This is a genomic window from Mesorhizobium sp. M0816, assembly GCF_040320005.1.
Classification (GTDB): Bacteria; Pseudomonadota; Alphaproteobacteria; order Rhizobiales; family Rhizobiaceae; genus Mesorhizobium.
The window spans coordinates 66,201-89,546 of sequence record NZ_JAMYOT010000025.1 but is presented as its reverse complement, the minus strand read 5'-3'; the positions used below and the strand labels follow the sequence as shown (position 1 = coordinate 89,546).

Sequence of the window (23,346 nt, the reverse complement as noted above, 5' to 3'; positions counted from 1 at the left end):
GATTGTAATGCTGGCGAAACATCTCCACCACGCCTGATGCCTCGTCCTTGCGCATCAGACCGTGGTCGACAAGGATGCAGGTGAGCTGGTCGCCGACCGCCTCGTGGATCAGCAAGGCCGCGACCGAGGAATCGACGCCGCCCGACAGCGCGCAGATCACCTTGCCCTTGCCGACCTGTTTGCGGATCGTCTCGACCGCGTGCTCGCGGTAGGCGCGCATCGTCCAGTCGCCTTCGATGCCGGCGATGTTGTGGACGAAGTTGCGGAGCAGCCTGGCGCCGTCCGGCGTATGCACCACTTCGGGGTGGAACATGAGGCCGTACATTTTGCGTTCGACATTGCCGAAGATAGCGAAGGGCGAGCCCTCCGATTTTCCGAGCACCTCGAACCCCTTGGGCAGGGAGATGACGCGGTCGCCATGGCTCATCCACACCTGGTGGCGCTGGCCGGGCGCCCACAGGCCGTCGAACAACGGGCTGTCCTTGGCGATCTCGACGAAGGCGCGGCCGAATTCGCGGTGGTCGGAGCTTTCGGCGACGCCGCCCATCTGCACGCACATCGCCATCTGGCCATAGCAGATGCCGAGCACCGGCACGCCGGCGTCGAAGACGATCTGCGGCGCGCGCGGACTGCCGATGTCGCCGGTCGAGGCCGGGCCGCCGGACAGGATCACCGCCTTCGGATTGACGCGCTTGAACGCCGCCTCGGCCGACTGGAAGGGCACGATCTCGGAAAAGACGCCGGCCTCGCGGATGCGGCGGGCGATCAGCTGGGTGAACTGGCTGCCGAAATCGACAATCAGGACGGTGTCGGGATGATTGGCTGTTTTCATGGCGAGCGTTTAGAGAAAGAAACGAGTCGGCGCAATGGGTTGTGAGGTCGCGCTTTCACTTCGATTCCGGTGTGTCGTCCTGAACGCCAGAGGCTTTGTCCAATGCATCCGTTTGCGTTGTATCGAGCGACTGCAAGGCGCCCATCAGCGCCGCGAAACGCTCGTGACCAAGGCGGGCAACATAGCTCCGTTCGATCTGCAGCTTGATGCGGTCGCCATCGCGCAGGGCGTCCAGGCCCTTGCGGGTGTAGCGCACAAGCTTGCCGCGACCGTCTTGCGGATCGGGCAGACGCTGCAACACACCTTCCGTCTCCAGGCCATCGAGCAATTGCTGAATCGCCTGCTTTGAGATCGCCGAGCGCTCGATCAGCGCCGACTGGCGCATGCCGCCGCGCGGGATGTGTCCAAGCAGGCCGGCACGCGCTTCGGTGAACCAGTGATGGCCGGCAGCGCGCATCGCAGCGGCGAACTCGGTCTGCCAGGCGCGGCTCGCCTGCCACAGCCGCCAACCTATGTGATCCGGCAGCGCTTCAGGTTTTTCGTCAAGGCCCTTGACCAAATTCTTCTCGCCCGATACATAGTCAAGCATCTTGACTACTAGTTCACTCTAAGTGGCGATGCCGGTCAAGGCAATCGGCGACTTCAATTCAGGAGGAAATCATGGCAGCACTTCAGAAGGAAACCCTTGCAATGCTCATTCCGGGCATGACCCATGTGTTGAAACGAAACGGCAAGGAGGCTTACGTCTATTTTGAAAGCGAGGGTGCCGCGCACATGCTGCTCGACGATGGCGAGGCGCGAAGCGGGCGCTGGCGGATGCTCGATGACGGTTATGTCGCCGACTGGGACACCGGCGCGACCGGACGCTGGACCCTCGATCACGAGCCCGGGTCAGTCACTTACATCAATCGCGACAACGCCGTTCGCTTCAGGATGATCGGCGTGCTGTTCGGCAACGCTAAGAAGCTGCCGCCCCAACAAGCTTGAAGTCGATCGCGCCCGAGGCGATCGCCTGTTCCAGCAGTTGCACCGCCGCGGCCAGCTTCTCGTCGATGACGTGCAGATATTCGGTCCAGTCGCCGACATGCCTCAGATCGGCTGCCCCGTCGGAAATGCCGCGCAGGCCGATAAGCGGCACGTCGAACAGCTGGCAGGCGCGCAGGCAGGCGAAGGTCTCCATATCGACCATGTCGGCGGCGATCGCGTCGTAGGCGGCGCCGGAGACGATTGCCGCCCCGGTCGACAGCGTCGCCTGTCTGACGCCTGGTATCCTGAACGGCAGCGGCACGCTGACAGGCAGGTCGAGGAACGGCGTGGCGCCCTTCTCGAACCCGAGGGGCGAGGCGTCCATGTCGCGGTAGGCGACTGAAACGGCCTGGTAGATTTCCGTCTGCTCCAGCGTCCGGCTGCCCGCCGACCCGAGCGACACGACGAGATCGGGCAGCGCCATCCCGGCATGCAGCCGGGATAGTTCGGCGCTGAGTCCGACGCCGGCCTCGACCGGTCCGACGCCGGTCAGCAGCGGCGTGAACAGCCGCTGCAGGTGTGGACCGTATTCGGCTTCGGCCGCCATGACGAAGAGAACGGATTTGCCGGAGATCGGGGTGAGCTCACCAGGTGTCTTGCCGGCCATGATCGTCCATCCTCCCCTGCCCGTTCCTCAGCCCTCGATGCCGTCGCGGCCGAGTACTGTCATCATCGTTCCGGTCATCGTGGCGATCAGCTTGGCCTCGCCGTCGACGGCGAACGCATAGGCTTGTCCGTCGGCGACGATGATGGTGCGGCCAGGCTTGGTCACCGAGCCGCGGAACAGGAAGCGCTCGCCCCTGCCGGGCGCCAGCAGATTGACCTTGAACTCGATGGTCAGCACGCCGGAATTTTCCGGCATCAACGAGAATGCCGCATAGCCGCAGGCCGAGTCGAGAGCCGTCGAAATAACGCCGGCATGGAGAAAGCCGTGCTGCTGCGTCAGTGCCGCAGAATAGGGCATTTCGATCTCGATGATGCCGGGCGTCACCAGCGTCAGCTCGGCGCCAATGGTCATCATCGCGTTCTGGCGCGCGAAGGACGTCCTGACGCGGTCCTCATAATCGGGAGCAGGAACGATCTTTGCTGCCATGGCCGTCGCCCTTCGTTTCTCGGCAAATCTTATTGCAAAGGCATTTATCGCAGAGGGGTGGGCGGCAGGCAATCGCAAATGCTGCACTGCAGCATTCGGCTTAGCCCTGTATCGATGGCAACGATTCAGCCGGCCCGCCGCAGCGCGCAGAAGTAAAAGCCGTCGGTGCCGCTCAGCAACGGCGACAGCGAAATGCCGCCCGCGGCGCCTATCCGCATTGCCGCTTCGTGGCCCGCAAAACGGCTGTCCCAAAGCTGGCGGTGATCGAGCGGGACAAAACCGGGATGGCGGTCCCGGAAGGCCGAAACCTGGTCGCCATTCTCCTCGTCGAACACCGAACAGGTGATGTAGACCAGCAGGCCGCCGGGTTTGACGAAGTCCCTGGCGGCATCGAGTATCGTCTCCTGCTCGCCCTTGCGGGCGTCGAGCTGTCTTTGCGTCAGCCGCCATTTGGCATCCGGCCGGCGCCGCCAGGTGCCGCTGCCGGTGCAGGGCGCATCGATCAGGACGATATCCATGTGCTTGCCGAGCGGCGGCAGTTCGGCCGGCCTGGTGACGATCTGCACATTGCGGTTTTCCGAACGGCGGATGCGGTCGAAGATCGGCGCCAGCCTTGCCTTCTCCGCATCGTGGGCGAAGATCTGGCCGCGATTGTCCATCGCCGCGGACAGCGCCAGCGTCTTGCCGCCGGCGCCGGCGCAAAAATCGAGCACCTGCATTCCAGGTTCGGCGCCGGCCAGTTCGGCCGCAATCTGCGAACCCTCGTCCTGAACTTCGAACCAGCCTTTCTGGAAGGCCGGCTCGGCCTGCACGTTCGGGTGCCTGCCGTCGCCTTCGATCGGCGGGATGCGGATACCGTGCGGCGCGATCCGCGCAGGCTTGGCGCCGGTCTCCGCCAATTCCGCCAGCACCTTGCCGCGATCGGCCTTCAGCGTGTTGACCCTGAGGTCGAGCGGCGGGCGTGTCGCCAGCGCGGCACCCTCTTCCACCCAGGCCGTGCCGAACGCCCGTTCGAACAGCGGCATGCACCAGTCGGGGACGTCTGCCCTGACAGCCGGCGGCGCATCGGCAAGCCGGCGAGCCGCAAGCGTTGTCAGTTCGTCGGCGGTAAGCAGCGGCGGCGCAAACTTGTCGCCCTCGAGCGCCTCGTTCAGCGACTGCGCCGTCTGGCCCCATTCGAGCAGCAGCGCGCCGAAGCCGATGGCGCGCGGTGTGTCTTCGCCCAACAGCCAGCCGGCCGAGCGCTTGCGGCGCAGCGCGTCGTAGACGATGTTGCCGATCGCGGCGCGGTCGCCGCCACCGGCGAAGCGGTGCGACAGGCCCCAGTCCTTCAGCGCATCGGCCACCGGCCGGTGGCGCCGGCCAATGTCGTCAAGCACTTCGATGGCTGCCGCCAGCCGCCCGCCCAGTCTCATTGTCGTCTTCCATTACTCAGCAAATTAATTCCGGCCCTGCTCTTAGAGCTTTTCGTGCCCTGATTGAAACAGTTCTGTTTCGCCGACGGCGAGACGATCCATGCGGAGGGTGGCGAATGTGGATTGGTGCATCGCGAGCCGCCGCCACCAAGCGGGCGCCGGCATGCGGAACCAAACAATTCGATCAATATATTACAAGTCTCTAATGTTCGTGTCCGGCGCTCACAAGCATAGCGGCTTGCGAAACTGCTCTGCTTTGCAAGTTTTGCGGTTGCGAATACTCTTTGCGCGGTGATTCGCGTCGCAGAAAAAGCGGAGCCGCGGGTCGATACGAGGAGAGGGCAATGAAAACTTATCTGGCGGAAGTTCTAGGCACGTTTCTATTGGTGTTCATCGGCACGGCTTCGGTGGTGACGGGCGGCTTCGGCGGCGCGCTGCCGCTTGGCCAGGAAGGTATCGGTCTGGCGTTCGGCATTGGCCTGATAGCGGCCGCTTACGCGATCGGCCCGATTTCGGGCGCGCATCTCAATCCGGCGGTGACGCTCGGTGTGTTCCTCGCCGGGCGGATGCCGGCCAGGGACGTCATTCCCTATTGGATCGCGCAGGTCATCGGCGCCATCATCGCGTCGCTGGCGCTGTGGATCATCGTCTCCGGACAGGTCGGCGGCCACACCGGCGGCTTCGGCGCCAATGGCTGGGATGTGACGAAATGGGGCGTCAGCTCGGCCTTCCTGTGGGAGCTGATCGGCACCTTCACCTTCGTCACGGTGATCCTCGGCGTCACTAACGCCAAGCACACCACGGCCTTCGCCGGCCTGGTCATCGGCCTGACGCTGGCCGGACTGCACTTCGCCATCATTCCGGTGACCGGCACGTCGCTCAACCCGGCCCGTTCGATCGGACCGGCGCTGTTTTCGGGAACTGCGGCGATCGGCCAGCTGTGGCTGTTCATCGTCGCGCCGCTGATCGGCGGCGCCATTGCCGGCGTGGTCGCCAAGGCCGGTATCTTCGAGAAAGACTGACTTTCGAAGGCTTCATGGAAAAGGCGCGGGTCAAGGCCCGCGCCTTTTTCGTTGCATCGAGAAGTCGTGCGCCCGGATCAGGCCGCGAGGTCAAAACGGTCGGCGTTCATCACCTTGGTCCAGGCGGCGGCGAAATCCCTGACGAACTTCTGCCCGGCGTCGACCGATCCGTAGACCTCGGCAAGCGCACGCAATTGCGCGTGCGAGCCGAAGATCAGGTCGGCGCGGGTGCCGGTCCACCTGACCGTCTTGGTCTTGCGGTCGCGCGCCTCGTAGACTTCATCGGAACCGGCGGCCGGATCCCAGACCGTGTTCATGGAGAGCAGGTTGACGAAGAAATCGTTGGTCAACGTGCCCGGCCTGTCGGTGAACACGCCGTGCTTCGATTGGCCGGTGTTGGCGCCGAGCACCCGCAACCCGCCGACGAGCACCGTCATCTCCGGCGCCGTCAAGGTCAGCAGCTGCGCCCGGTCGACCAGCATCGCCTCGACCGACATCGGCGGCTTACCCCTGACATAATTGCGGAAGCCATCGACTTTCGGCTCGAGCGCGGCGAAGGACTGGATATCCGTCTGTTCCTGCGAGGCGTCCATGCGGCCCGGCGTGAAAGGAACCTGCACGTCATGGCCGCCGTCCTTGGCCGCCTTCTCGACCGCGGCGACGCCGCCGAGAACGATCAGGTCGGCAAGCGAGATCTTCTTGCCGCCGGACTGCGAGTTATTGAAGCCCTTCTGGATGCCTTCGAGTGTCTCGAGCACCTTGGCCAGCTGCGCCGGCTGGTTGACCTCCCAATCCTTCTGCGGCGCCAGGCGGATGCGGGCGCCGTTGGCGCCGCCGCGCTTGTCGGAGCCGCGGAAAGTCGAGGCCGAGGCCCAGGCGGTCGAGACCAGTTCGGAAACGGACAGGCCGGAGGCCAGGATCTTCGCCTTCAGCGAGGCGATGTCCTGTTCGCTGACCAGCTCGTGGTCGATTGCCGGTATCGGGTCCTGCCAGATCAGCTCTTCCTTCGGCACGAGCGGCCCGAGATAGCGGACGGCCGGACCCATGTCGCGATGGGTCAGCTTGAACCAGGCGCGCGCGAAGGCATCGGCGAACTGATCAGGATTCTGATGGAAGCGCCGCGAGATCTTCTCGTAGGCCGGGTCGACGCGCAAAGCGAGGTCGGTGGTCAGCATCGCCGGCGCGCGGCGCTTCGACGGATCGTGCGCGTCCGGCACGGAGCCTGCACCGGCGCCGCCCTTCGGCGTCCACTGCTGGGCGCCGGCCGGGCTCTTGGTCAGTTCCCATTCGTAGTTGAACAGATTGTCGAAGAAGTTGTTGCTCCACTTGGTCGGCGTCGTGGTCCAGGTCACCTCGAGGCCCGAGGTGATGGCGTCGCCGGCAATGCCGGTGGCATGCTTGCTCGACCAGCCGAGGCCCTGCGCCTCGATGCCGGCGCCTTCCGGCTCCGCCCCGACCAGCGATGCATCACCGGCGCCGTGGGTCTTGCCGAAGGTGTGACCGCCGGCGATGAGCGCCACGGTTTCCTCGTCGTTCATGGCCATGCGGGCGAAGGTCTCGCGGATATCGCGCGCCGCGGCCAATGGATCGGGCGTGCCGTTCGGCCCTTCCGGGTTGACGTAGATCAGCCCCATCTGCACGGCGCCGAGATGGCCGTGAAGTTCGCGGTCGCCGGAATAGCGCTCGTCGGCGAGCCACTTGGTTTCCGATCCCCAGTCGACGTCCTGCTCCGGCTCCCAGACATCGGCGCGGCCGCCGGCGAAGCCGAACGTCTTGAAGCCCATCGATTCCAGCGCGACGTTGCCGGTGAGGATCAACAGGTCGGCCCAGGAGATCTTCCTGCCGTATTTCTGCTTGACCGGCCACAGCAGCCGGCGCGCCTTGTCGAGATTGGCGTTGTCCGGCCAGCTGTTGAGCGGCGCGAAACGCTGCTGGCCGGCGCCGGCGCCGCCACGGCCGTCGCCGATGCGATAGGTACCGGCGCTGTGCCAGGCCATGCGGATGAAGAGCGGGCCGTAATGGCCGAAATCGGCCGGCCACCAATCCTGCGAATCGGTCATCACCTGGTGCAGATCCCTGATCACCGCATCGAGATCGAGGCTCTTGAATTCCTTGGCGTAGTCGAAGTCCTCGTCCATCGGGTCCGAGAGGCTGGACTGCTGATGGAGGACGGCAAGGTCGAGCTGGTTCGGCCACCAGTCACGGTTGCTCCTCCTGGCCGATCCATGTGGGACCGGGCATTTGCCGGCGCTGTTGTCGTCGGTTTTCGCGTCCATCTTTGCCTCCGATTTGTTGATTTTCCGGGATTTTGTTGATTTTCCGGGCAGGGCCAGCGGCCGCGCCATTCTGGAATGGTTCCAGACTAGCCCGCCCAGCCGATAAAGACAAATTGCCTTTGCTGTTTATTCTGATAGGTTTTCCTTATGATCGGTTTGACCGTCCGGCAGATGCATTATTTCGAGGCGCTGGCGCAGACGCTGCATTTCGGCCGTGCCGCAAAACTCGCCGGCGTCAGCCAGCCGGCGCTGTCCGCGCAGATCGCCGAGATGGAGCTGCGGCTCAATTGCCGTCTGTTCGAGCGCGGCGGCAAATCGGTGCGCATGACCGACGAAGCGCAGGTCCTGCTGCCGCGCATCGAGCGCATTCTTGCCGACGTCCGCGACGTCGAGGCGACGGCCCGGCGCGGCCGCCCGGCGCTGGAAGGCCGCTTCCGGCTCGGCATCATCCCGACGGTGGCGCCCTATCTGCTGCCGCATGTGCTGCCGGAGCTGAAACGGCATTTCCCGGCCTTGCAGCTGGAACTGCGCGAGGCGGTGACCGCGTCGCTGGTCGAGGACACCAGTTCGGGGAAGCTCGACGCCTTCGTCGCGGCACTGCCCCTCGATTACCCCGGCCTGGTCACCGAGGAACTTTTCTCCGACCGGTTCTTCCTTGCCGTGCCGGCCGGCGACCCCGCCTTCGCCTCGCCGCCGGTGCCGCCGGAAAGCCCGGCGCTGGAGCGGCTGATGCTGCTGGAGGAAGGCCATTGCCTGCGCGAACAGGCGCTCGCCGTCTGCGGCAGCGTGCGGCCGGTGGCGATGGCAAGCTACGGCGCGACCAGCCTGACGACGCTCTTACAGATGGTGGCGCATGGGCTCGGCGTCACGCTCATCCCCGAGATGGCGGCCGGGCCAGCCAGCACTATCCCCGATTTGAAGATCGTGCCGTTCCAGGAACCGATGCCGCAGCGCACGATCTGCCTCGCCTGGCGGCGCAACAAGGTGCGCCACGACGAATGCGTCGAACTGGCCAAGATCATCCGCGGGCTGGATGCGGCGGTGCTGGCAGCGTAGAGCGGCGGGTCAAGGATCCGGTTTTAGCCCCGAAGCCAACTCGCAAGAAAGGAACGGCTTCAATCCTTTTCCCAGGCTGCGAGCAACGGGCCGTTGCTTCCATAGACAGGGTCCTTGCGCGGACGGCCAACCCTGGGGATCGTGACGACTGCCTTGGCATGGTCGGCGGCGGTCGTACACAGGTCATAGGTGCCGGATGGAGGATAGGCGCCGACAACCAGAAAATCGTCGGACGCGGAAAGACGCTGGTGCCCGGTGCCGGCCGGAAGCACCGCGACGTCGCCGGCCTTCAGGGGGAGCGTTCGTCCCTTGTTGCCGCCAAAGCGGACTTTCGCCGTCCCGCGCGCGACGCCGAGCACCTCGTGTATCCGCGAATGGTAGTGGACGTAGTCGTAGATGCCGTTGCGCCAGCTATCGCCCCAGCCATTTGCCTCGAAAAGCGCCTCCATGACAGCCGCAGGATCGAATTCCTCGGGCAGCTTCACGGCGCCGCGATAGACGACAAGCGGCCAGAACGGATGGTTGGGCACAAGGCCATCATCCCAGAACCGAAATTCATTCGCTTTGCGCGGCCGGAGAAGATCGGCGACCTCTCGCCGGCCCGGTCTGGCGGCACCGGTGACCTGCTCGACGGCTTTCTTCGTGGTTTGCAGAATGCTCATGATGCTGCCTTGGATTGGTGGTGGCTTCATGCCGATTAACCGGCTGCACGGCGCTCGGTTCCGCTGAGGGCAGAGATCTGCGATCTGTGCGGTCGGCATTTGACGTCCGGGCACATCGAAGCCGCCCAAGTTTCAAGACTTGAACACCGCAAGCATGTGAAGATCCAATCGGTCCCGCCGCTGTGTCGTCCCATGGCACGGATGAGACGATACACTGTTTTACCACAGCGCTCGCGACAGCTCGCGAAACGGGCGACCCGCAGAGGCTTTTTTCGTGTTATGATGCACCTGCAACGCGCGTAATCTCGACCTCGGCAATATGGCAAAGGTCGAAAGCAATTTTTGCCCTGGCGTCCCCCAGCACGGACTCAACTCCGGATGGCTGAGTGTGCTTATCCGGGGCGAGGAGGTTGTCCATGTCCACGAGTAATGTCGAACGCCCGCTGCAGCCGGGCGACCGCGCGCCGAATATTATTCTCGATGCGATCTCCCGCGAAGGCAAAATCGCGCTCACTGATTTTCGAGGTCGTAGCCCATTGTTGATCGGCTTGTTTCGAGGCCTGCACTGTGCGTTCTGCCGGCGCAATGTCGCGGCAATGGCGCAACTCAAGCCGGCTCTGGCTGAGAAAGGCGTCGAATGCCTGGCGGTCGTCAATACGCCGGTAGAGCGCGCACGGCTCTATTTCCGTTACCATCCGACACCCGATCTTCTCGCCGCGTCCGACCCGGAGCGGGCCTCGCACCGTGCCTTCGGCTTGCGCGAGATCGGGATGGACAAGGTCATGGGGATCCGTATCGATCTCCCGGGTGAGTTGCCCGAGCCTATGGACCCCATCGCAATAAACGAGTTGCTCAACAAGAAGGAGGGGTATGAGATTACGGAAGCCGATCAGCAGATGATGGCTTCCGCTAAGGAGCTGCTGGTTGGTCAGTTTCTCATCGACCGAGGCGGTATTGTACGCTGGAGCTTCACTGAAGTTCTGGAGGCTGGCCTCAATACCGTCAAGGCGCCGAATCCGGAGGAATTGATGTCAGCAGCTTCCCAAGTTGCACATTAATGGGCTGCGGAAATAGGCGGCTGACACTCGCTCGACGACCGCGCCCTTCCCGCTCACTACCGGGGAAAGGCCGTCCTGGGTCAAAACCTGAAGATCGTGGATGACCGCTTCGCGCCCGATCTCGGCCGTAGAGATCAGCTTCTCCGCGTCCTGAAAGCAGACATCGCAAGCGAGGACTCCGGAGGTCGCGGTTGCGCCCTCAAGTCCCGCCCGGTCGACCAGATAGAAGATCGCATTGGCCTCGCCGCCCGGCATCGTCTCGCTGAGCTGGATGCGGCTGTTAGGCTGGATCAGACCGAGCAGGGTCTCCGCCGCACCTCGACGCCGAGGTCGCGCAGATCGTGGCCGTTGCCGCGCCGCGCCGATTTTCTGGAGTGATAAGCCGCGCCCGACGCGGCGAATTCGTAACCCTACTCGGCGGCCGTCTCCGATGGCGCCTCTGCCGGCCCCGAAGGCTCGGCCTCGGCACGGGGCTTGCGCCGTGAAAACAGCGACCTGAGCGTGACGTAGAACACCGGCGTCAGGAACAGGCCGACGAAGGTGACGCCGAGCATGCCGGAGAATACCGCGGTGCCGAGCGACTGGCGCATTTCTGCGCCCGGGCCCGTTGCGATCATCAGCGGCACGACGCCGAGGATGAACGAGAAAGCGGTCATCAGGATCGGCCGCAGCCTGAGCCGGCAGGCTTCGACGGCAGCCTCGGCGGCCGACAGCCCGCGTTCCTGCGCCTGCCGCGCGAATTCGACGATCAGGATCGCGTTCTTGGCGGCAAGCCCGATTAGCACGATGAGGCCGATCTGCACGAGGATGTTGTTGTCCAGCCCTCGGAACGACACGCCGAGCAACGCCGCGAGCACGCCGAGCGGCACCACCAGCACAATGGCGAACGGCAGCACCCAGCTTTCATATTGCGCCGCCAGCGCCAGGAACACGAACAACACCGACAGTCCGAAGATATAGACAGCGGCATTGCCGGTGTTGCGCTCCTGATAGGCGAGCTCGGTCCATTCATAGGAGGTACCGGCCGGCAGCGTCTTTGCCGTGATCCCTTCCATCAATGCCAGCGCGTCGCCCGTGGAAACGCCGGGCGCGGCGTTGCCCTGCAACGGCACCGAAACGTACATGTTGTAGCGCTGGACCAGCGCCGGGCCGGTGACGTCGCGGATCTCGACCAACGTGCCGAGCGGAACCAGCGCGCCGGTCGCCGAGCGCACCTTCAGTTTCAAGATGTCGGCGCGATCGAGACGGAACGCCTGGTCGGCCTGCGCCCGCACCTGGTAGACGCGCCCGAAAGCGTTGAAGTCGTTGACGTAGGCGGTGCCCAAATTGATCGACAGCGCCTCGAAGATGTTGGGGATCGGCACGTTCAGGATGCGCGCCTTGTCGCGATCGATCGCCAGGAAGAATTGCGGGCTCGACGCGGAGAACGTGGTGAACACGCCCGTCAGCCCCGGCGTCTTGTTGGCCTTGCCGGCGATTTCGTTGGCAAGCGCCAGGATCTGCCGCATGTCGGCGCTGTTGCGCTCCTGGATCTGCAGCTTGAAGCCGCCGGCATTGCCGACGCCGCGGATCGGCGGCGGCGGCAGTGCGATAATGAAGGCTTCCTTGATGCTTTGCAGGCTGCCGAACAGATTGCCGATGACCTGGGTCGCCGACTGGCCGGCTTTTAGTCGCTCGTCAAACGGCTTGAACCTGGCGAAGATCACGCCCGCGTTGCTGGCGTTGGTGAAGGTCGCGCCGGAGAAGCCGGCGAAGGCGACTGCGTAGTCGACGCCTGGCGTTTTCTGGATGATCTGCGACGCCTGCTGAATGACCGCATCGGTCCTCGACAGCGAAGCGCCGTCCGGCAACTGGATGACGACGATCGCATAGCCCTGGTCAAGCGACGGAATGAAACCGCGCGGCACCGACTGCACCATGTAGACCGTGGCGTAGATGAGGGCCGCGAAAACGGCCAGCATGGCGGCGATCGTTATCCACGAGCCGACCAGCACGCGGATGATGCTCGAATACCAATGGGCGACCCTGTCGAAGCCGCGATTGAAGCCGTCGGCGAGCGCCCGTCCGAACCGCGCCAGGAAAAAGCGCGGCGGCGCCGCCGCGGCGTGATGCGGCTTGAACAGCAGTGCGGCCAGCGCCGGCGAAAGCGTCAGCGAATTGAATGCCGAGATCGCCGTCGACACCGCGATGGTGATCGCAAACTGCAGATAGAACTGCCCAGAAATGCCGGGGATGAAGGCTGTCGGTACGAACACGGCTATCAGCACCAGCGAGATCGCGATGACGGCCGTTCCGACTTCGTCCATGGTCAGGTGCGACGCCGGATTGGGCGCCAGCCCTCTGGCGATATTGCGCTCGACGTTTTCGACCACGACGATCGCATCGTCGACGACGATGCCGATCGCCAGAACTAGGCCGAACAGCGTCAGCATGTTGAGCGAGAAGCCGGCGGCGTAAAGCACCGCCAGCGTGCCGATCAGCGACACGGGGATCGCCACGATCGGCACGATCGCCATGCGCCACGATTGCAGGAAGACGATGATGACGATGATGACCAGCAGCATCGCCTCGAGAATCGTCTTGTAGACCTCCTGGATCGACTCGGCGACGAACTCGGTCGGATTGTAGACGATGTCGTAGCTCAACCCCTTCGGGAAGTCGCGGGAAAGCTCCTTCATCTTGTCCTGGATCTCCGCGGCTGCGGCGAGCGCATTGGTGCCCGGCCGCTGGAAGATGGCGAGCGCCACCGCCGGTTTGCCGTTGAGATAGGAGTTGGTGACGTAATCCTTGGCGCCGAGCTCGATGCGCGCCACGTCCTGCAGCGAGATCAGGCGGCCGTCGTCGGTCGATTTGACGATCACGTATCGGAAGTCGCGTGCGTCGTTGAAGCGGCCTTGCGTGGTGACCGTGTACTGGAACGCCGTGCCGGTGCTGGTCGGCGGCGCGCCGATCGAGCCGCCCGACACCTGGACGTTCTGGTCGCGCAGCGCCTGCACCACATCGCCCGAGGTCATCCCCAGGGCGGACAGTTTTTCCGGATCGAGCCAGATGCGCAGCGAATATTCGCGTTCGCCGAAGATGATGAGGTCGCCGACGCCGTCTAGTCTGAGCAGTATGTCGCGCACCCGCGAGCGGGCGTAGTTCGAGACGTAGAGCTGGTCGTACGTATTGTCGGGCGACAGCATGTGCACGACCATCATCAGGTCGGGCGAGCTCTTGGTGGTGGTGATGCCGAGGCGGCGGACTTCTTCGGGCAGGCGCGGCTCGGCGACCGACACGCGGTTCTGCACCAGCACCTGAGCCTGGTCGAGATCGGTGCCCAGCTTGAAGGTGATGGTCAGCGCCATCGCCCCGTCGCCCGACGAATAGGACGACATGTAGAGCATGCCCTCGACGCCGTTGATCTCCTGCTCGATCGGCGTTGCCACCGTCGCTGCGACCGTCTCGGCGTCAGCACCCGGATACTGCGCGCGAACGACGATGGTCGGCGGCGCGATCTCGGGATATTGCGCGACCGGCAGTTGGGTATAAGCAATCCCGCCGAGGATCAGCAGGACGATCGAAACGACCGATGCGAAGATCGGACGGTCGACGAAGAAATGTGCGAACCTCATTGCTGCAACTCGGCGGTCTCGGCCTTGGGCGGCAACGTCACCATCTCGACCTTCACCTTGGTGCCGGGCCTGGCGTGCATCAGCCCTTTGACGATGATTGTCTCGTCGCCGGTCAGGCCCTGGCGGATGACCCGGTAGCCGTCGAGAAGCGGGCCGGTGCGCACGGGCTTCGCCGACACCATCCCGGCCTCATCCACCAGGAACACGATGCGGCGATCCTGATCGGCGCCGATCGCCTCGTCGGGCACCAGCACGCCGCTATGCGGCAGCGACCCCGGCACGTTGATGCGCCCGAACATGCCTGGCTGGAGAATGCCATCGGCGTTGGGAAACCTTGCACGCACCCGCATGGTGCCGGTCGCGTTGTCGATCCGGTTCTCGGCAAAATCGAGCTTGCCTTTGAATACCGCCTCCGCGCGGTCGGCGACGCGAACCACCACCTCGAGCCCGCCGGCGCCTTCCTGCATGCTGCCGCCGCGCTCCTTCGCGTCGCGGGCATAGCTGAAATACAGGCGCTCATCGACGTCGAAATAGAAGTCGATCGGATCGCGCGTAACGATGGTCGTCAGCAAGGTCGAATCCGGCTGCACGAGGTTGCCGACCGACACCAGCCGGCGGTCGATGCGGCCGGACAAGGGCGCCTTGATCTCAGTGAATTCCATGTTCAGGCTGGCCGTCGTCAGCGCAGCCGTCGCGCCCTGCATCTGCGCCTGCGCCGAAAGGTATTCCCGCCGTCGGTCGTCGACCGTCGCGGTTGAGATATTGCCGGTCTTGGCGAGTTCGTCGGCGCGATCCAGCTGCATCTTGGAGAATTCGAGCAGACTCTTGGCGACGTCCACTTGCGACTTGGCAGCATCATAAGCCGCCTGGTACGGACGCTCGTCGATGGTGAAGAGCAGGTCGCCCTTGTTGACCAGTGCGCCGTCCTGGAAGCTGACCTTGTCCAGATAGCCGCTGACGCGCGAACGGATGGCGACCTGGTCGACGGCTTCGAAGCGCCCGACGAACTCGTCGTCTTCGACGATTTCACGGACCACCGGCTTGGCCGCTGTCACCACGGGTAGCTGCTGGTCCTGCGCAAACGCAGTGCTGCTGAAAGCCATGCCGAGCAGGAATGCCGCCGACACGGCGGCGCGGGGAAGCCAGCCGGCCGATCGACAGGGTCGCCCGCCCGCGTCGCGATGCAATTGCCCATTCTCTGGGGTGTCCATTTGCGTCCTCGCTCGCTGGACCCGGAGGTCGGTTGATCCGCTTCTACGCTCAGGCTTTTCGTCGAGATCAGAGCACTGCAGTGTTGTGCATGGCAACATGATCATTTTCCATGTGGGCTGAAATGTCCACCCTGTGGCTGCCCCGCCACCCGCCACTGGCAACGCAGATCCACCGGGCAGTCCGGGACGCCATTGAGACCGGACGGCTAGACCCGGGAGCAGACCTTGGTCCCGTCGGGCTGAAAGTCCGCAATCCTTCTTCAAACGTTAAAGCCGCCATTCCGCTATCGGCTGCAGATCGAGACGTTCAAGGCCTTGGTGCTAAGCGTCCGCCCACGGCGCAAAGGATACAAATTGGCGCCCACCCCTCAAGCCGTCTTTGCTGTCACCACTCTCAATTCTCGACCATCGCCTCATCCGGAACTTCTGCGGCTTGCCTACTTCGCAACTCGGTGCGGAAACTGATGACCGCTCGTTCGAAAACCTGTCGATAGTGGTTTCCTGGCCCATCCGCCCCACCCCCTCACGGCACAAATATCAAAAACACCCAAGTAAAAAACACCACCAGATGGACCAAGCCGGTCAGGAACGTCGTCCTCTCCGTGCTAAAGCTCACATTGCAGATGAAAAGCGCCAGAACCAAAAGTACCGTGTCGGTCGCCGGCAGGCCCAGGGTCAGGCCTCTTCCGGTTAGCAGGCTGGCGGCGGCGATTGCCGGTATTGTCAAACCGATTGTCGCGCAGGCCGAGCCCATCGCGACGTTCAGGCCGCGCTGCAGCTCGTTGTTGAGTGCGGCACGAACCGCCGAAATGGCCTCCGGCATCAGAACCAGCGCGGCGATCATTGCGCCGACAATGGCGTCGGCCTGCGGCACCTGGTAGGCGACGAGCGCATCTTCGACGCTGGCTGCGACCTGTTCGGCCAGCATGACGATGCCGATCAGCCCGATCAGCAGGAGAACAGCGCCCGCGGCGACGCTTTCGTGAGCGTCGGTTCGCACTGCGGCGCCGTGTGCTTGCCCGTCGATGAAATCGTCGCGGTGGCGGACAGTTTGCGCGAACAGAAAACCGGCATAGAGCAGCACTGAAAGGACGCTGACGAAGCCAAGTTGCGCGGCCGAGAACGTGCCAGGATCGGTGGTTCGCGTGTAGGTCGGCAGAATGAGCGTCATGACGCTGAGCGCGACCAGCACCGCCAGATAGGCGCTGGTCCCTTGCCGGACGATCGCCTGCTTGCGATGGCGCCAGCCGCCAAACGTCAGGCACATGCCGATGACGCCGGTGGAGGTGATCATCACCGTCGAGAATACGGATTCGCGGGCAAGCGTCGGGTTGTTCGCGCCGTGCAGCATGATGGAAACGATGATCGACACTTCGATTGCCGTCACCGCGATGGTCAGCACCAACGTGCCGTACGGCTCGCCTACCCGCCGGGCCACCGCCTCGGCGTGGTCGAGCACCACGAAAATGGTGATGAACATGATCGCGCTCGACAGCGCGCCGATAAATATCCTGGTGCCCAGCGACCCTTCGTCGACCGACACCCCGCTGGCCCTGACCGCGACAGCCATCGCCAGCGCGGCCAACGGCATACCGTAGGAAATCGCCGATCTTGCGAAACCACTCATTGTCACCTTCTTGCCTTCCCGCAAATCCCGTGGAAGGGCGATTTGCAACCACTGTTGCGCACCGCGACCATCCAGAGAAATCGCGTATGACAGGTCATGACGCCATCGCAGCGTACGTACCCCACCCCCTAGCCCCTCCCCACAAGGGAAGGACAATCGCACCCGCAGGAAGCTCGCGCGCTAGCCGGGCGTGTTGGCCTTGACGACCTTCTTGCATTCGGGCGTCAGCTCGCTCATGTGACCGGCCAGGCATTTGACGACGCGGCCACCGCCCGGCAACACGCCCTTGCACAATCTCTGGTAATCTGCTTGGCAGGCCTCACGCTCGGCCGCCGTCTGCGCCAGCACCGCGGTGGCTGCCAGCTGAGTTGCCAGGAAAAGCACGCCTAATCCAATCCGCATGGAACACCCCTCAAATATGTTGCCCAAACAACGCCTCCGTCACGCGTAGATACAAACGGAAGCCTTTTCACGCCGTCTTCTGCGTCACCAATCCCAGCTCGTCGATCATCGCCTGGCGCATCAGGAATTTCTGCGGCTTGCCGGTCACCGTCATCGGCAATTCGGTGCGGAAGCGGATGTAGCGCGGGATCTTGAAATGGGCGATCTGGCCAGCGCAGAAAGCCTTGATCTCCTGCTCCGTGGTGATCTGGCCGGGCTTGAGCACGATCCAGGCGCACAGCTCCTCGCCGTATTTCGGGTCGGGAATGCCGAACACCTGCACCTCCTTGACCTTGGGGTGGCGATAGAGGAACTCCTCGACCTCGCGCGGATAGACGTTCTCGCCGCCGCGGATGACCATGTCCTTGACCCGGCCGACGATGTTGCAATAGCCCTCGGCATCGATGGTGGCGAGGTCGCCGGTGTGCATCCAGCCGTCGGCGTCGATGGCCTCGCGGGTCTTCTGCTCGTCGTCCCAATAGCCCTTCATCACGGAATAGCCGCGCGTGCAGAGCTCGCCCGGCGCGCCGACCGCGACGGTGGCGCCTTCGGCGTCGATGGCCTTGACCTCGACATGCGGATGGACGCGGCCGACGGTGGAGACGCGCTTTTCCAGGGGATCGTCGACGCTGCTCTGGAACGAGACCGGGCTGGTCTCGGTCATTCCGTAGGCGATGGTCACCTCAGCCATATGCATCAGCGACACCACCTTCTTCATCACCTCGATCGGGCATGGCGAGCCGGCCATGATGCCGGTGCGCAGGCTGGTGAGATCGAAGGAGGCGAAATCCGGATGGTCGAGCAGGCCGACGAACATGGTCGGCACGCCGTAAAGCGCGGTGCAGCGTTCCGTTGCCACCGCCTTTAGGGTGGCGCCCGCATCGAACCCCTCGCTCGGGAAAACCATGGTCGCGCCCTTGGTGACGCAGCCCATCGTGCCCATCGACATGCCGAAGCAATGATAGAGCGGCACCGGGATGCACAGCAGGTCGTCGACGGTGAGCCGGATCGCCGAGGTGACGAAATTGCCGTTGTTGACGATGTTGTTGTGGGTCAGCGTCGCGCCCTTGGGCGCGCCGGTCGTGCCGCTGGTGAACTGGATGTTGATGGCATCGTCGGGTTTCAGCCCGTCGGAGATGCGGTCGAGCCGGTCATGCTCGTCGCGCCCGGCCATCGCCAGCACGTCGGCGAAATTGAACATGCCCGGCGAATTCTCCTCGTCCATGCGGATGACTGTCTTCAGTGCCGGCAGCTTGTTGGCGTCGAGCTTGCCGGGGGTGGCCTTGGCGATCTCCGGCGCCAGCGTCTCGATCATGCCGAGATAGTCGGAACTCTTGAATGTGGCGGCGGTGACCAGCGCCTTGCAACCGACCTTGTTCAAGGCATATTCCAGCTCGACCAGCCGATAGGCCGGGTTGATATTGACCAGGATCAGGCCGATGCGGGCGGTGGCGAATTGCGTCACCAGCCATTCCCAGCGGTTCGGCGACCAGATGCCGACGCGATCGCCTTTCTCGAGGCCGAGCGCCAGGAAGCCGGCGGCCAGCGCATCGACCGTCTCCGACAGTTCCTCCCAGGTAAAGCGCTTGTCCTGCTCGACGAAGACGGCGGCATCGAGCGTGCCGTATTTGCCGACCGTATCGGCAAACAGCGCCGGGATCGTCAGGTTGAGCAGCGGCACGCTGCGCTCCCCCGAGACATGCGCCGTGCCGTCGACCGGCGCAATGAACGAACCGCCATCGCGCCTGGAGCGCAAATTGCTGGCATTCTTCAACTCGTCGAGATTGATCGGCATCGCCGTGTCCTCCGCAGACAGAACGAGCCTATCAGCCCAGCGGGGTGGTGGAAATCCCGCCGATGGCAGGGCTGGGTGGGAACTCGCCTGTAAGGGCCGAAAATAAAAAACCCGCCTCGGCGGGCGGGTCTTCGGGGCCAATTGGCACCATAGCGAAATTAGTAGCATAGCTGCCGGCACAAAGCAAGAACAAAATTGCTGTACGCCAAGAAAATCGCTTCAGGTTGGTGCCAGCGGCCAAGCTGCCAATCTCCCTCCTTGAGGGGGAGATGGCCGGCAGGCCAGAGGGGGTCGTCTCGCGTGGAGCACCTGCCTGTTCTGTCCGTTAGGAGAGTCGCGTCAAGACGTACCGACCCCCTCTGTCGCCTTCGGCGACATCTCCCCCTCAAGGGGGGAGATTGGCGACGTCAGCCTGAATTCACCGATGCCATCCTGGCCGCAATATCGCGCAAAGTCGCCTCGTCGGCCACAGCGCGCTGCTTCCTCGACGCGACGAGACAGGCCTGCGAGCGCAGGATGAGCCCATCGGCCAGCACCTTGAGATGGTTGGCGCGCAGCGTCGCGCCTGACGTGGTGATGTCGACGACGATATCGGCCAATCCGGCTGCCGGCGCGCCTTCGGTGGCGCCGAGGCTTTCGACGATGCGGTAGACCTGGATGCCGTGCTTTTGCGAAAAGAACTGCTGGGTCAGGCGCCAGTATTTGGTGGCGATCCTGAGCCGGCGGCCGTGGCGCTGGCGGAAATCGGCGGCGACGTCGTCGAGGTCGGCCATGGTGTCGACATCGAGCCAGATGTCGGGCACGGCGACGACGACATCGGCATTGCCGAAACCGAGGCGGGCGATGATTTCGGCGCGCGCCTCGCAATCGGCGAGGTTTTCGCGCAAAAGGTCCTCGCCGGTGATGCCGAGATCGACCGAGCCCTGGCCGATTTCGCCTGATATCTCCGAGGCCGACAGGAACGCTATCTCGACGCCGTCAAGGCCGTCGATGCGGGCGCGATATTTGCGCTCGTCGCCGGGCAGGCTGACGGCAAGCCCGGCCTTGGCCAGCACCTCCAGCGCCTGCTCCTTGAGCCGGCCCTTCGACGGCAGCGCCAGCGTGATCATGGCGCCGTCTCCCGCAGCACCTCGATGCGGTCGAGCCAGACGGAAAAACCGACGCCGGGGATCGGCGTTTTGGCGCCGAGCAGCGTCAGCAGCCGGTCGTAGCGGCCACCACCGGCGAGCGGCCGGTCGCCATCCTGCGCCGCGATCTCGAAGACGAGGCCGGTGTAGTAGTCGAGCGGCCGGCCGAAGGCGGCGTCGTAGCTGATTTCAGACATCGGCAGGCCGAGGGCTTCGATGGCCGCGGCGCGGGCCGCAAAATTCTCCAGCGCAGCCCCCAGTGAAAGCCCGGCATCGGCTGCAAAACGTTCGAGCGCTCCGGCGGCGCTGTCGAGCGGCACGTCGATGGCCAGGAAACTCTTTAGTGCCGCGAATGCCTCGTTCGACAGCCGTACGCTGCGCAGTTCGGCTTTCTCGATCAGGCGCCGCGCAATCTCGGACGGCGAACGCCCGGCCGTTGCCGACAGGCCAGCCTCTTCCATGCCGCCGGCGACATGCGCCGAAAGACCGTCGAGATCGCCATCAAGGACAAGGGCGGCGACCGCGCCAGCGAGCTGGCTGTTGCGCGGCGGATTGGCGAGGTCGGCAAGGGCTGCTTCCAGCATCGGCGCCGAGCCGAAGGCGCGGGCCAGCCGCATGCGCCAGCCGCGCGGCAGGCCAAGCGCGGCCAGCACCGCCTCGAAAATGGTCTGGTCGCCGAGCGTCACCGCCAGCTCCCGGCCGGGCAGCACCAGCGACAGCAGCGCATGCGCATCGGCCAGCGAGCGGGCGTCGGCCGCGGCCGTGTCGCGGTCGCCGAGATCCTCGATGCCGGCCTGGAAAAATTCGTTGCCGCCCTCCCGGCGCTGGCGAAACACCTCGCCGAGATAGGAATAGCGGCGCGGCGTGCCGGCCTGGCTGGCAATGTGGTCGAGGCAGACCGGAATGGTGAATTCCGGCCGCAGGCAAAGCGTCTGCCCGGTCTCGCTCTCGGTGAGAAAGATACGGCGCCGCAAATCCTCGCCGGCCATGTCGAGGAACGGATCGGCCGGCTGCAGCACAGCGACCTCGACCGCATGGGTGTTGCGCGCGGCGAAGAGCTTGGTGATGTCGGATGCGATGGCGGGGCGGGAGGTCATAAAACGCCACCTCCCCTTCTCCCCTTGCGGGAGAAGGTGGATTGGCGCGACGCGCCAAGACGGATGAGGGGTGCCGGAAGAAATGAGGCGTCGTTCCCTGGAACACCCCTCATCCGACCGAGCTTCGCTCGGCCACCTTCTCCCACAAGGGGAGAAGGAAGCGGCGCCCTACTTGCCACGCGCCCGCTCCTCGGCCTGCGCCGTCAGTATCTTCTTCACTTCGGCAACCAGCTCACTCTCCGCCACGGTCACCTGCGCCGGTCGTGCGGCGCGCCATTCGGCGTTGTCGGCGATCTCGGCCGACATTTTCGCGCCTTCGATCAGGTCCTTGATCTGCACCTCGCCCTTGGCGCGCTCGTCGCCGCCCTGGATGACAGCGACCGGGCTGCCGCGACGGTCGGCATATTTCAGCTGCGCCTTCATGCCTGCGCCGCCGAGATACATTTCCGAGCGGATGCCGGCGGCGCGCAGCTCGGCCACCATCTTCTGGTAGCGGCCGAGGCTTTCCGCATCCTTGTCCATGGTCAGCACGACGACCGGCGCGATGACATCGGAAGTATCGAGCTTGCCGAGGTTCTTCAGCGCCGTCATCAGTCGCGAGACGCCGATCGAAAAACCGGTCGCCGGCACCGGCTCGCCACGAAAGCGCGAGACGAGACCGTCATAACGTCCGCCGCCGCCAACCGAGCCGAAGCGCACGATCTGGCCGTCCTCGTTGGGGATCTCGGCCAGCAGCTCGGCCTCGTAGACCGGGCCGGTGTAATATTCGAGGCCACGCACGACGGAGGGATCGATGCGAATGCGATCCTCACCGTAGCCGCTTTGTGCGACCATGGTTCTTATCTGCTCCAACTCTGCAAGACCCTCAACAAACGAGGCATTCGTTATGCCGAGATGTTCGAGTTTCCTTTCCTCGACAAGATTGCTGAGCCCTGGGGTGATAGATCCCAGTGTCTGGACAATTTGTTCGGGATCATGCTGCGCCATGACCGTGAAATAGCTGATCACAACATCGATTTGAGCGTTACCCAGCCCGGCACCCTTGGTAAAATCACCGCTCTCGTCCTTGCGCCCGGCGCCCAAAAGCAGACGAACCCCCTCGACGCCCAGCTTGTCCAGCTTGTCGATCGCCCGCAGCACCTGCAGCCGGCGGCCAGCGTTCTCGTCGCCGCCGAGGCCGATCGCCTCCAGCACGCCGTCGAGCACCTTGCGATTGTTGACGCGGATGACGTAGTCGCCGCGCTTGATGCCGAGCGCCTCCATCACGTCGGCCATCATCATCGCCATCTCGGCATCGGCCGCGACACCCGGCGTGCCTACCGTGTCGGCGTCGAACTGCATGAACTGGCGGAAGCGGCCGGGGCCCGGCTTCTCGTTGCGGAACACCCAGCCGGAGCGATAGCTGCGATAGGGTTTTGGCAGGCGCTCGAAATTCTCGGCGACAAAGCGCGCCATCGGCGCGGTCAGGTCGTAGCGCAGCGACAGCCACTGGTCGTCATCGTCCTGGAACGAGAACACGCCCTCGTTCGGCCGGTCCTGGTCGGGCAGGAATTTGCCGAGCGCATCGGTGTATTCGATCAGCGGCTGGTCGACCGGCTCGAAACCGTAAAGCTCAAAGACCGAGCGTATCCTCGCCATCATCTTCTCGACGGCGCGCAGATCGTCGGCGCCGCGGTCGACAAAGCCGCGCGGCAGCCGCGCTTTCATCTTTTCGGATTTGTCGGCCATGGGATGGGTACTCGGTGTTTCGTGGCGCTTCCGGGGATCGGTTAAATGACCGATTTCCACGGCGCGGGTGTCCTAACCGATGCAGCCGGGAGCGGCAAGGGTTTGCGCCTCTCCTTCTCCCCTTGTGGGAGAAGGTGGCCGAGCGAAGCTCGGTCGGATGAGGGGTGTTCCAGCTTGGCTATGACGGCACTCCGTCCAACACCCCTCATCCGGCTCGGCGCTGCGCGCCGATCCACCTTCTCCCACAAGGGGAGAAGGAAAGGCGA

At 64.1% G+C, this 23,346-nt stretch carries 21 protein-coding genes; 4 read left to right on the top strand and 17 right to left on the bottom strand.

The genetic code is table 11. The annotated features are described in order from the left end of the window. A partial coding sequence (guaA, locus tag NKI17_RS28620; protein WP_352907108.1) for a glutamine-hydrolyzing GMP synthase occupies nucleotides 1-832 on the bottom strand: 832 nt, incomplete at its 3' end. Between the two features lie 55 nt (nucleotides 833-887). Next, nucleotides 888-1,421 carry a MarR family winged helix-turn-helix transcriptional regulator gene (locus NKI17_RS28615; protein ID WP_245274715.1) on the bottom strand — a complete coding sequence of 178 codons (534 nt, stop codon included), beginning with the start codon at nucleotides 1,419-1,421 and terminating at the stop codon, nucleotides 888-890. Nucleotides 1,422-1,492: 71 nt separating this feature from the next. Here NKI17_RS28615 and NKI17_RS28610 point away from each other — a divergent pair, with 71 nt between their 5' ends. Then, on the top strand, nucleotides 1,493-1,819 hold the full coding sequence (locus NKI17_RS28610; protein WP_352907107.1) for a hypothetical protein: 327 nt from the start codon (nucleotides 1,493-1,495) through the stop codon (nucleotides 1,817-1,819). Here the strand turns inward: NKI17_RS28610 and NKI17_RS28605 are convergent. From NKI17_RS28605 to NKI17_RS28595, 3 genes are all read right to left on the bottom strand, one after another. Further along, nucleotides 1,791-2,465: a 5'-methylthioadenosine/S-adenosylhomocysteine nucleosidase gene (locus NKI17_RS28605; RefSeq protein ID WP_352634597.1), complete on the bottom strand. Its 675-nt coding sequence runs from the start codon at nucleotides 2,463-2,465 to the stop codon at nucleotides 1,791-1,793. The two genes, NKI17_RS28610 and NKI17_RS28605, sit on opposite strands and share 29 nt — an antisense overlap. Nucleotides 2,466-2,492: 27 nt before the next feature. Continuing rightward, nucleotides 2,493-2,951: a PaaI family thioesterase gene (locus NKI17_RS28600; protein ID WP_023677140.1), complete on the bottom strand. Its 459-nt coding sequence runs from the start codon at nucleotides 2,949-2,951 to the stop codon at nucleotides 2,493-2,495. 125 nt (nucleotides 2,952-3,076) lie between these two features. Beyond that, on the bottom strand, nucleotides 3,077-4,366 hold the full coding sequence (locus tag NKI17_RS28595; RefSeq protein ID WP_352691103.1) for an RsmB/NOP family class I SAM-dependent RNA methyltransferase: 1,290 nt from the start codon (nucleotides 4,364-4,366) through the stop codon (nucleotides 3,077-3,079). 344 nt (nucleotides 4,367-4,710) lie between these two features. On the opposite strand from NKI17_RS28595, the gene NKI17_RS28590 reads away from it, so the two are divergent. After that, a complete protein-coding gene (locus NKI17_RS28590) occupies nucleotides 4,711-5,388 on the top strand; it encodes an MIP/aquaporin family protein (protein ID WP_023677138.1) in 678 nt (225 codons plus the stop codon). 77 nt (nucleotides 5,389-5,465) lie between these two features. Here the strand turns inward: NKI17_RS28590 and katG are convergent, their stop codons facing one another. Continuing rightward, nucleotides 5,466-7,664, bottom strand: a complete 2,199-nt coding sequence (gene katG / locus NKI17_RS28585; RefSeq protein WP_352907106.1) for a catalase/peroxidase HPI — start codon at nucleotides 7,662-7,664, stop codon at nucleotides 5,466-5,468. Between the two features lie 147 nt (nucleotides 7,665-7,811). Here katG and NKI17_RS28580 point away from each other — a divergent pair, with 147 nt between their 5' ends. Next, complete coding sequence (locus NKI17_RS28580) at nucleotides 7,812-8,720, top strand: hydrogen peroxide-inducible genes activator (RefSeq protein WP_352691100.1); 909 nt, start codon at nucleotides 7,812-7,814, stop codon at nucleotides 8,718-8,720. Between the two features lie 59 nt (nucleotides 8,721-8,779). Here NKI17_RS28580 and NKI17_RS28575 read toward each other — a convergent pair whose 3' ends face one another. Further along, nucleotides 8,780-9,382, bottom strand: a complete 603-nt coding sequence (locus NKI17_RS28575; RefSeq protein ID WP_023677135.1) for a cupin domain-containing protein — start codon at nucleotides 9,380-9,382, stop codon at nucleotides 8,780-8,782. A 416-nt stretch (nucleotides 9,383-9,798) separates the two neighbouring features. Between NKI17_RS28575 and NKI17_RS28570 the strand changes: the two genes are divergently transcribed. Further along, nucleotides 9,799-10,440, top strand: coding sequence for a peroxiredoxin-like family protein (locus NKI17_RS28570; protein ID WP_352828888.1), 642 nt, complete (start codon nucleotides 9,799-9,801; stop codon nucleotides 10,438-10,440). Here the strand turns inward: NKI17_RS28570 and NKI17_RS28565 are convergent. The 10 genes from NKI17_RS28565 to hisS form a co-directional block, all read right to left on the bottom strand. Next, nucleotides 10,414-10,695 carry a hypothetical protein gene (locus NKI17_RS28565; RefSeq protein ID WP_352828887.1) on the bottom strand — a complete coding sequence of 94 codons (282 nt, stop codon included), beginning with the start codon at nucleotides 10,693-10,695 and terminating at the stop codon, nucleotides 10,414-10,416. The genes NKI17_RS28570 and NKI17_RS28565 overlap by 27 nt on opposite strands. Before the next feature lie 155 nt (nucleotides 10,696-10,850). After that, nucleotides 10,851-14,054, bottom strand: coding sequence for an efflux RND transporter permease subunit (locus tag NKI17_RS28560; RefSeq protein WP_352577564.1), 3,204 nt, complete (start codon nucleotides 14,052-14,054; stop codon nucleotides 10,851-10,853). Beyond that, entirely contained in the window at nucleotides 14,051-15,157 is a 1,107-nt protein-coding gene (locus tag NKI17_RS28555; protein WP_051406143.1) for an efflux RND transporter periplasmic adaptor subunit, read from the bottom strand. Before NKI17_RS28555 ends, NKI17_RS28560 begins: the two co-directional genes overlap by 4 nt. A gap of 631 nt (nucleotides 15,158-15,788) precedes the next feature. Further along, nucleotides 15,789-16,892 carry a calcium:cation antiporter gene (locus tag NKI17_RS28550; protein WP_352907105.1) on the bottom strand — a complete coding sequence of 368 codons (1,104 nt, stop codon included), beginning with the start codon at nucleotides 16,890-16,892 and terminating at the stop codon, nucleotides 15,789-15,791. 180 nt (nucleotides 16,893-17,072) lie between these two features. Then, nucleotides 17,073-17,294, bottom strand: coding sequence for a cysteine rich repeat-containing protein (locus NKI17_RS28545; RefSeq protein ID WP_352450969.1), 222 nt, complete (start codon nucleotides 17,292-17,294; stop codon nucleotides 17,073-17,075). A 67-nt stretch (nucleotides 17,295-17,361) separates the two neighbouring features. Beyond that, nucleotides 17,362-19,128: an AMP-binding protein gene (locus NKI17_RS28540; RefSeq protein WP_352907104.1), complete on the bottom strand. Its 1,767-nt coding sequence runs from the start codon at nucleotides 19,126-19,128 to the stop codon at nucleotides 17,362-17,364. Between the two features lie 31 nt (nucleotides 19,129-19,159). Then, entirely contained in the window at nucleotides 19,160-19,369 is a 210-nt protein-coding gene (locus NKI17_RS28535) for a hypothetical protein (protein WP_352698050.1), read from the bottom strand. A 166-nt stretch (nucleotides 19,370-19,535) separates the two neighbouring features. After that, entirely contained in the window at nucleotides 19,536-20,237 is a 702-nt protein-coding gene (hisG, locus tag NKI17_RS28530) for an ATP phosphoribosyltransferase (protein WP_352907103.1), read from the bottom strand. Next, complete coding sequence (locus NKI17_RS28525; protein WP_352907102.1) at nucleotides 20,234-21,352, bottom strand: ATP phosphoribosyltransferase regulatory subunit; 1,119 nt, start codon at nucleotides 21,350-21,352, stop codon at nucleotides 20,234-20,236. Before NKI17_RS28525 ends, hisG begins: the two co-directional genes overlap by 4 nt. A gap of 168 nt (nucleotides 21,353-21,520) precedes the next feature. Further along, entirely contained in the window at nucleotides 21,521-23,080 is a 1,560-nt protein-coding gene (gene hisS / locus NKI17_RS28520; protein ID WP_352907101.1) for a histidine--tRNA ligase, read from the bottom strand. Between the last annotated feature and the right edge of the window lie 266 nt (nucleotides 23,081-23,346).

Coding starts and splice junctions, on each gene's coding strand:
- NKI17_RS28560 (WP_352577564.1), bottom strand. CDS start 14,054: ATGAGGTTCGCACATTTCTTCGTCGACCGTCCGATCTTCGCATCGGTC.
- NKI17_RS28600 (WP_023677140.1), bottom strand. CDS start 2,951: ATGGCAGCAAAGATCGTTCCTGCTCCCGATTATGAGGACCGCGTCAGG.
- NKI17_RS28610 (WP_352907107.1), top strand. CDS start 1,493: ATGGCAGCACTTCAGAAGGAAACCCTTGCAATGCTCATTCCGGGCATG.
- NKI17_RS28565 (WP_352828887.1), bottom strand. CDS start 10,695: ATGCCGGGCGGCGAGGCCAATGCGATCTTCTATCTGGTCGACCGGGCG.
- NKI17_RS28575 (WP_023677135.1), bottom strand. CDS start 9,382: ATGAGCATTCTGCAAACCACGAAGAAAGCCGTCGAGCAGGTCACCGGT.
- NKI17_RS28550 (WP_352907105.1), bottom strand. CDS start 16,892: ATGAGTGGTTTCGCAAGATCGGCGATTTCCTACGGTATGCCGTTGGCC.
- NKI17_RS28595 (WP_352691103.1), bottom strand. CDS start 4,366: ATGAGACTGGGCGGGCGGCTGGCGGCAGCCATCGAAGTGCTTGACGAC.
- NKI17_RS28540 (WP_352907104.1), bottom strand. CDS start 19,128: ATGCCGATCAATCTCGACGAGTTGAAGAATGCCAGCAATTTGCGCTCC.
- NKI17_RS28525 (WP_352907102.1), bottom strand. CDS start 21,352: ATGACCTCCCGCCCCGCCATCGCATCCGACATCACCAAGCTCTTCGCC.
- NKI17_RS28545 (WP_352450969.1), bottom strand. CDS start 17,294: ATGCGGATTGGATTAGGCGTGCTTTTCCTGGCAACTCAGCTGGCAGCC.
- NKI17_RS28615 (WP_245274715.1), bottom strand. CDS start 1,421: ATGCTTGACTATGTATCGGGCGAGAAGAATTTGGTCAAGGGCCTTGAC.
- NKI17_RS28590 (WP_023677138.1), top strand. CDS start 4,711: ATGAAAACTTATCTGGCGGAAGTTCTAGGCACGTTTCTATTGGTGTTC.
- NKI17_RS28555 (WP_051406143.1), bottom strand. CDS start 15,157: ATGGCTTTCAGCAGCACTGCGTTTGCGCAGGACCAGCAGCTACCCGTG.
- hisS (WP_352907101.1), bottom strand. CDS start 23,080: ATGGCCGACAAATCCGAAAAGATGAAAGCGCGGCTGCCGCGCGGCTTT.
- NKI17_RS28580 (WP_352691100.1), top strand. CDS start 7,812: ATGATCGGTTTGACCGTCCGGCAGATGCATTATTTCGAGGCGCTGGCG.
- NKI17_RS28605 (WP_352634597.1), bottom strand. CDS start 2,465: ATGGCCGGCAAGACACCTGGTGAGCTCACCCCGATCTCCGGCAAATCC.
- NKI17_RS28570 (WP_352828888.1), top strand. CDS start 9,799: ATGTCCACGAGTAATGTCGAACGCCCGCTGCAGCCGGGCGACCGCGCG.
- katG (WP_352907106.1), bottom strand. CDS start 7,664: ATGGACGCGAAAACCGACGACAACAGCGCCGGCAAATGCCCGGTCCCA.
- hisG (WP_352907103.1), bottom strand. CDS start 20,237: ATGATCACGCTGGCGCTGCCGTCGAAGGGCCGGCTCAAGGAGCAGGCG.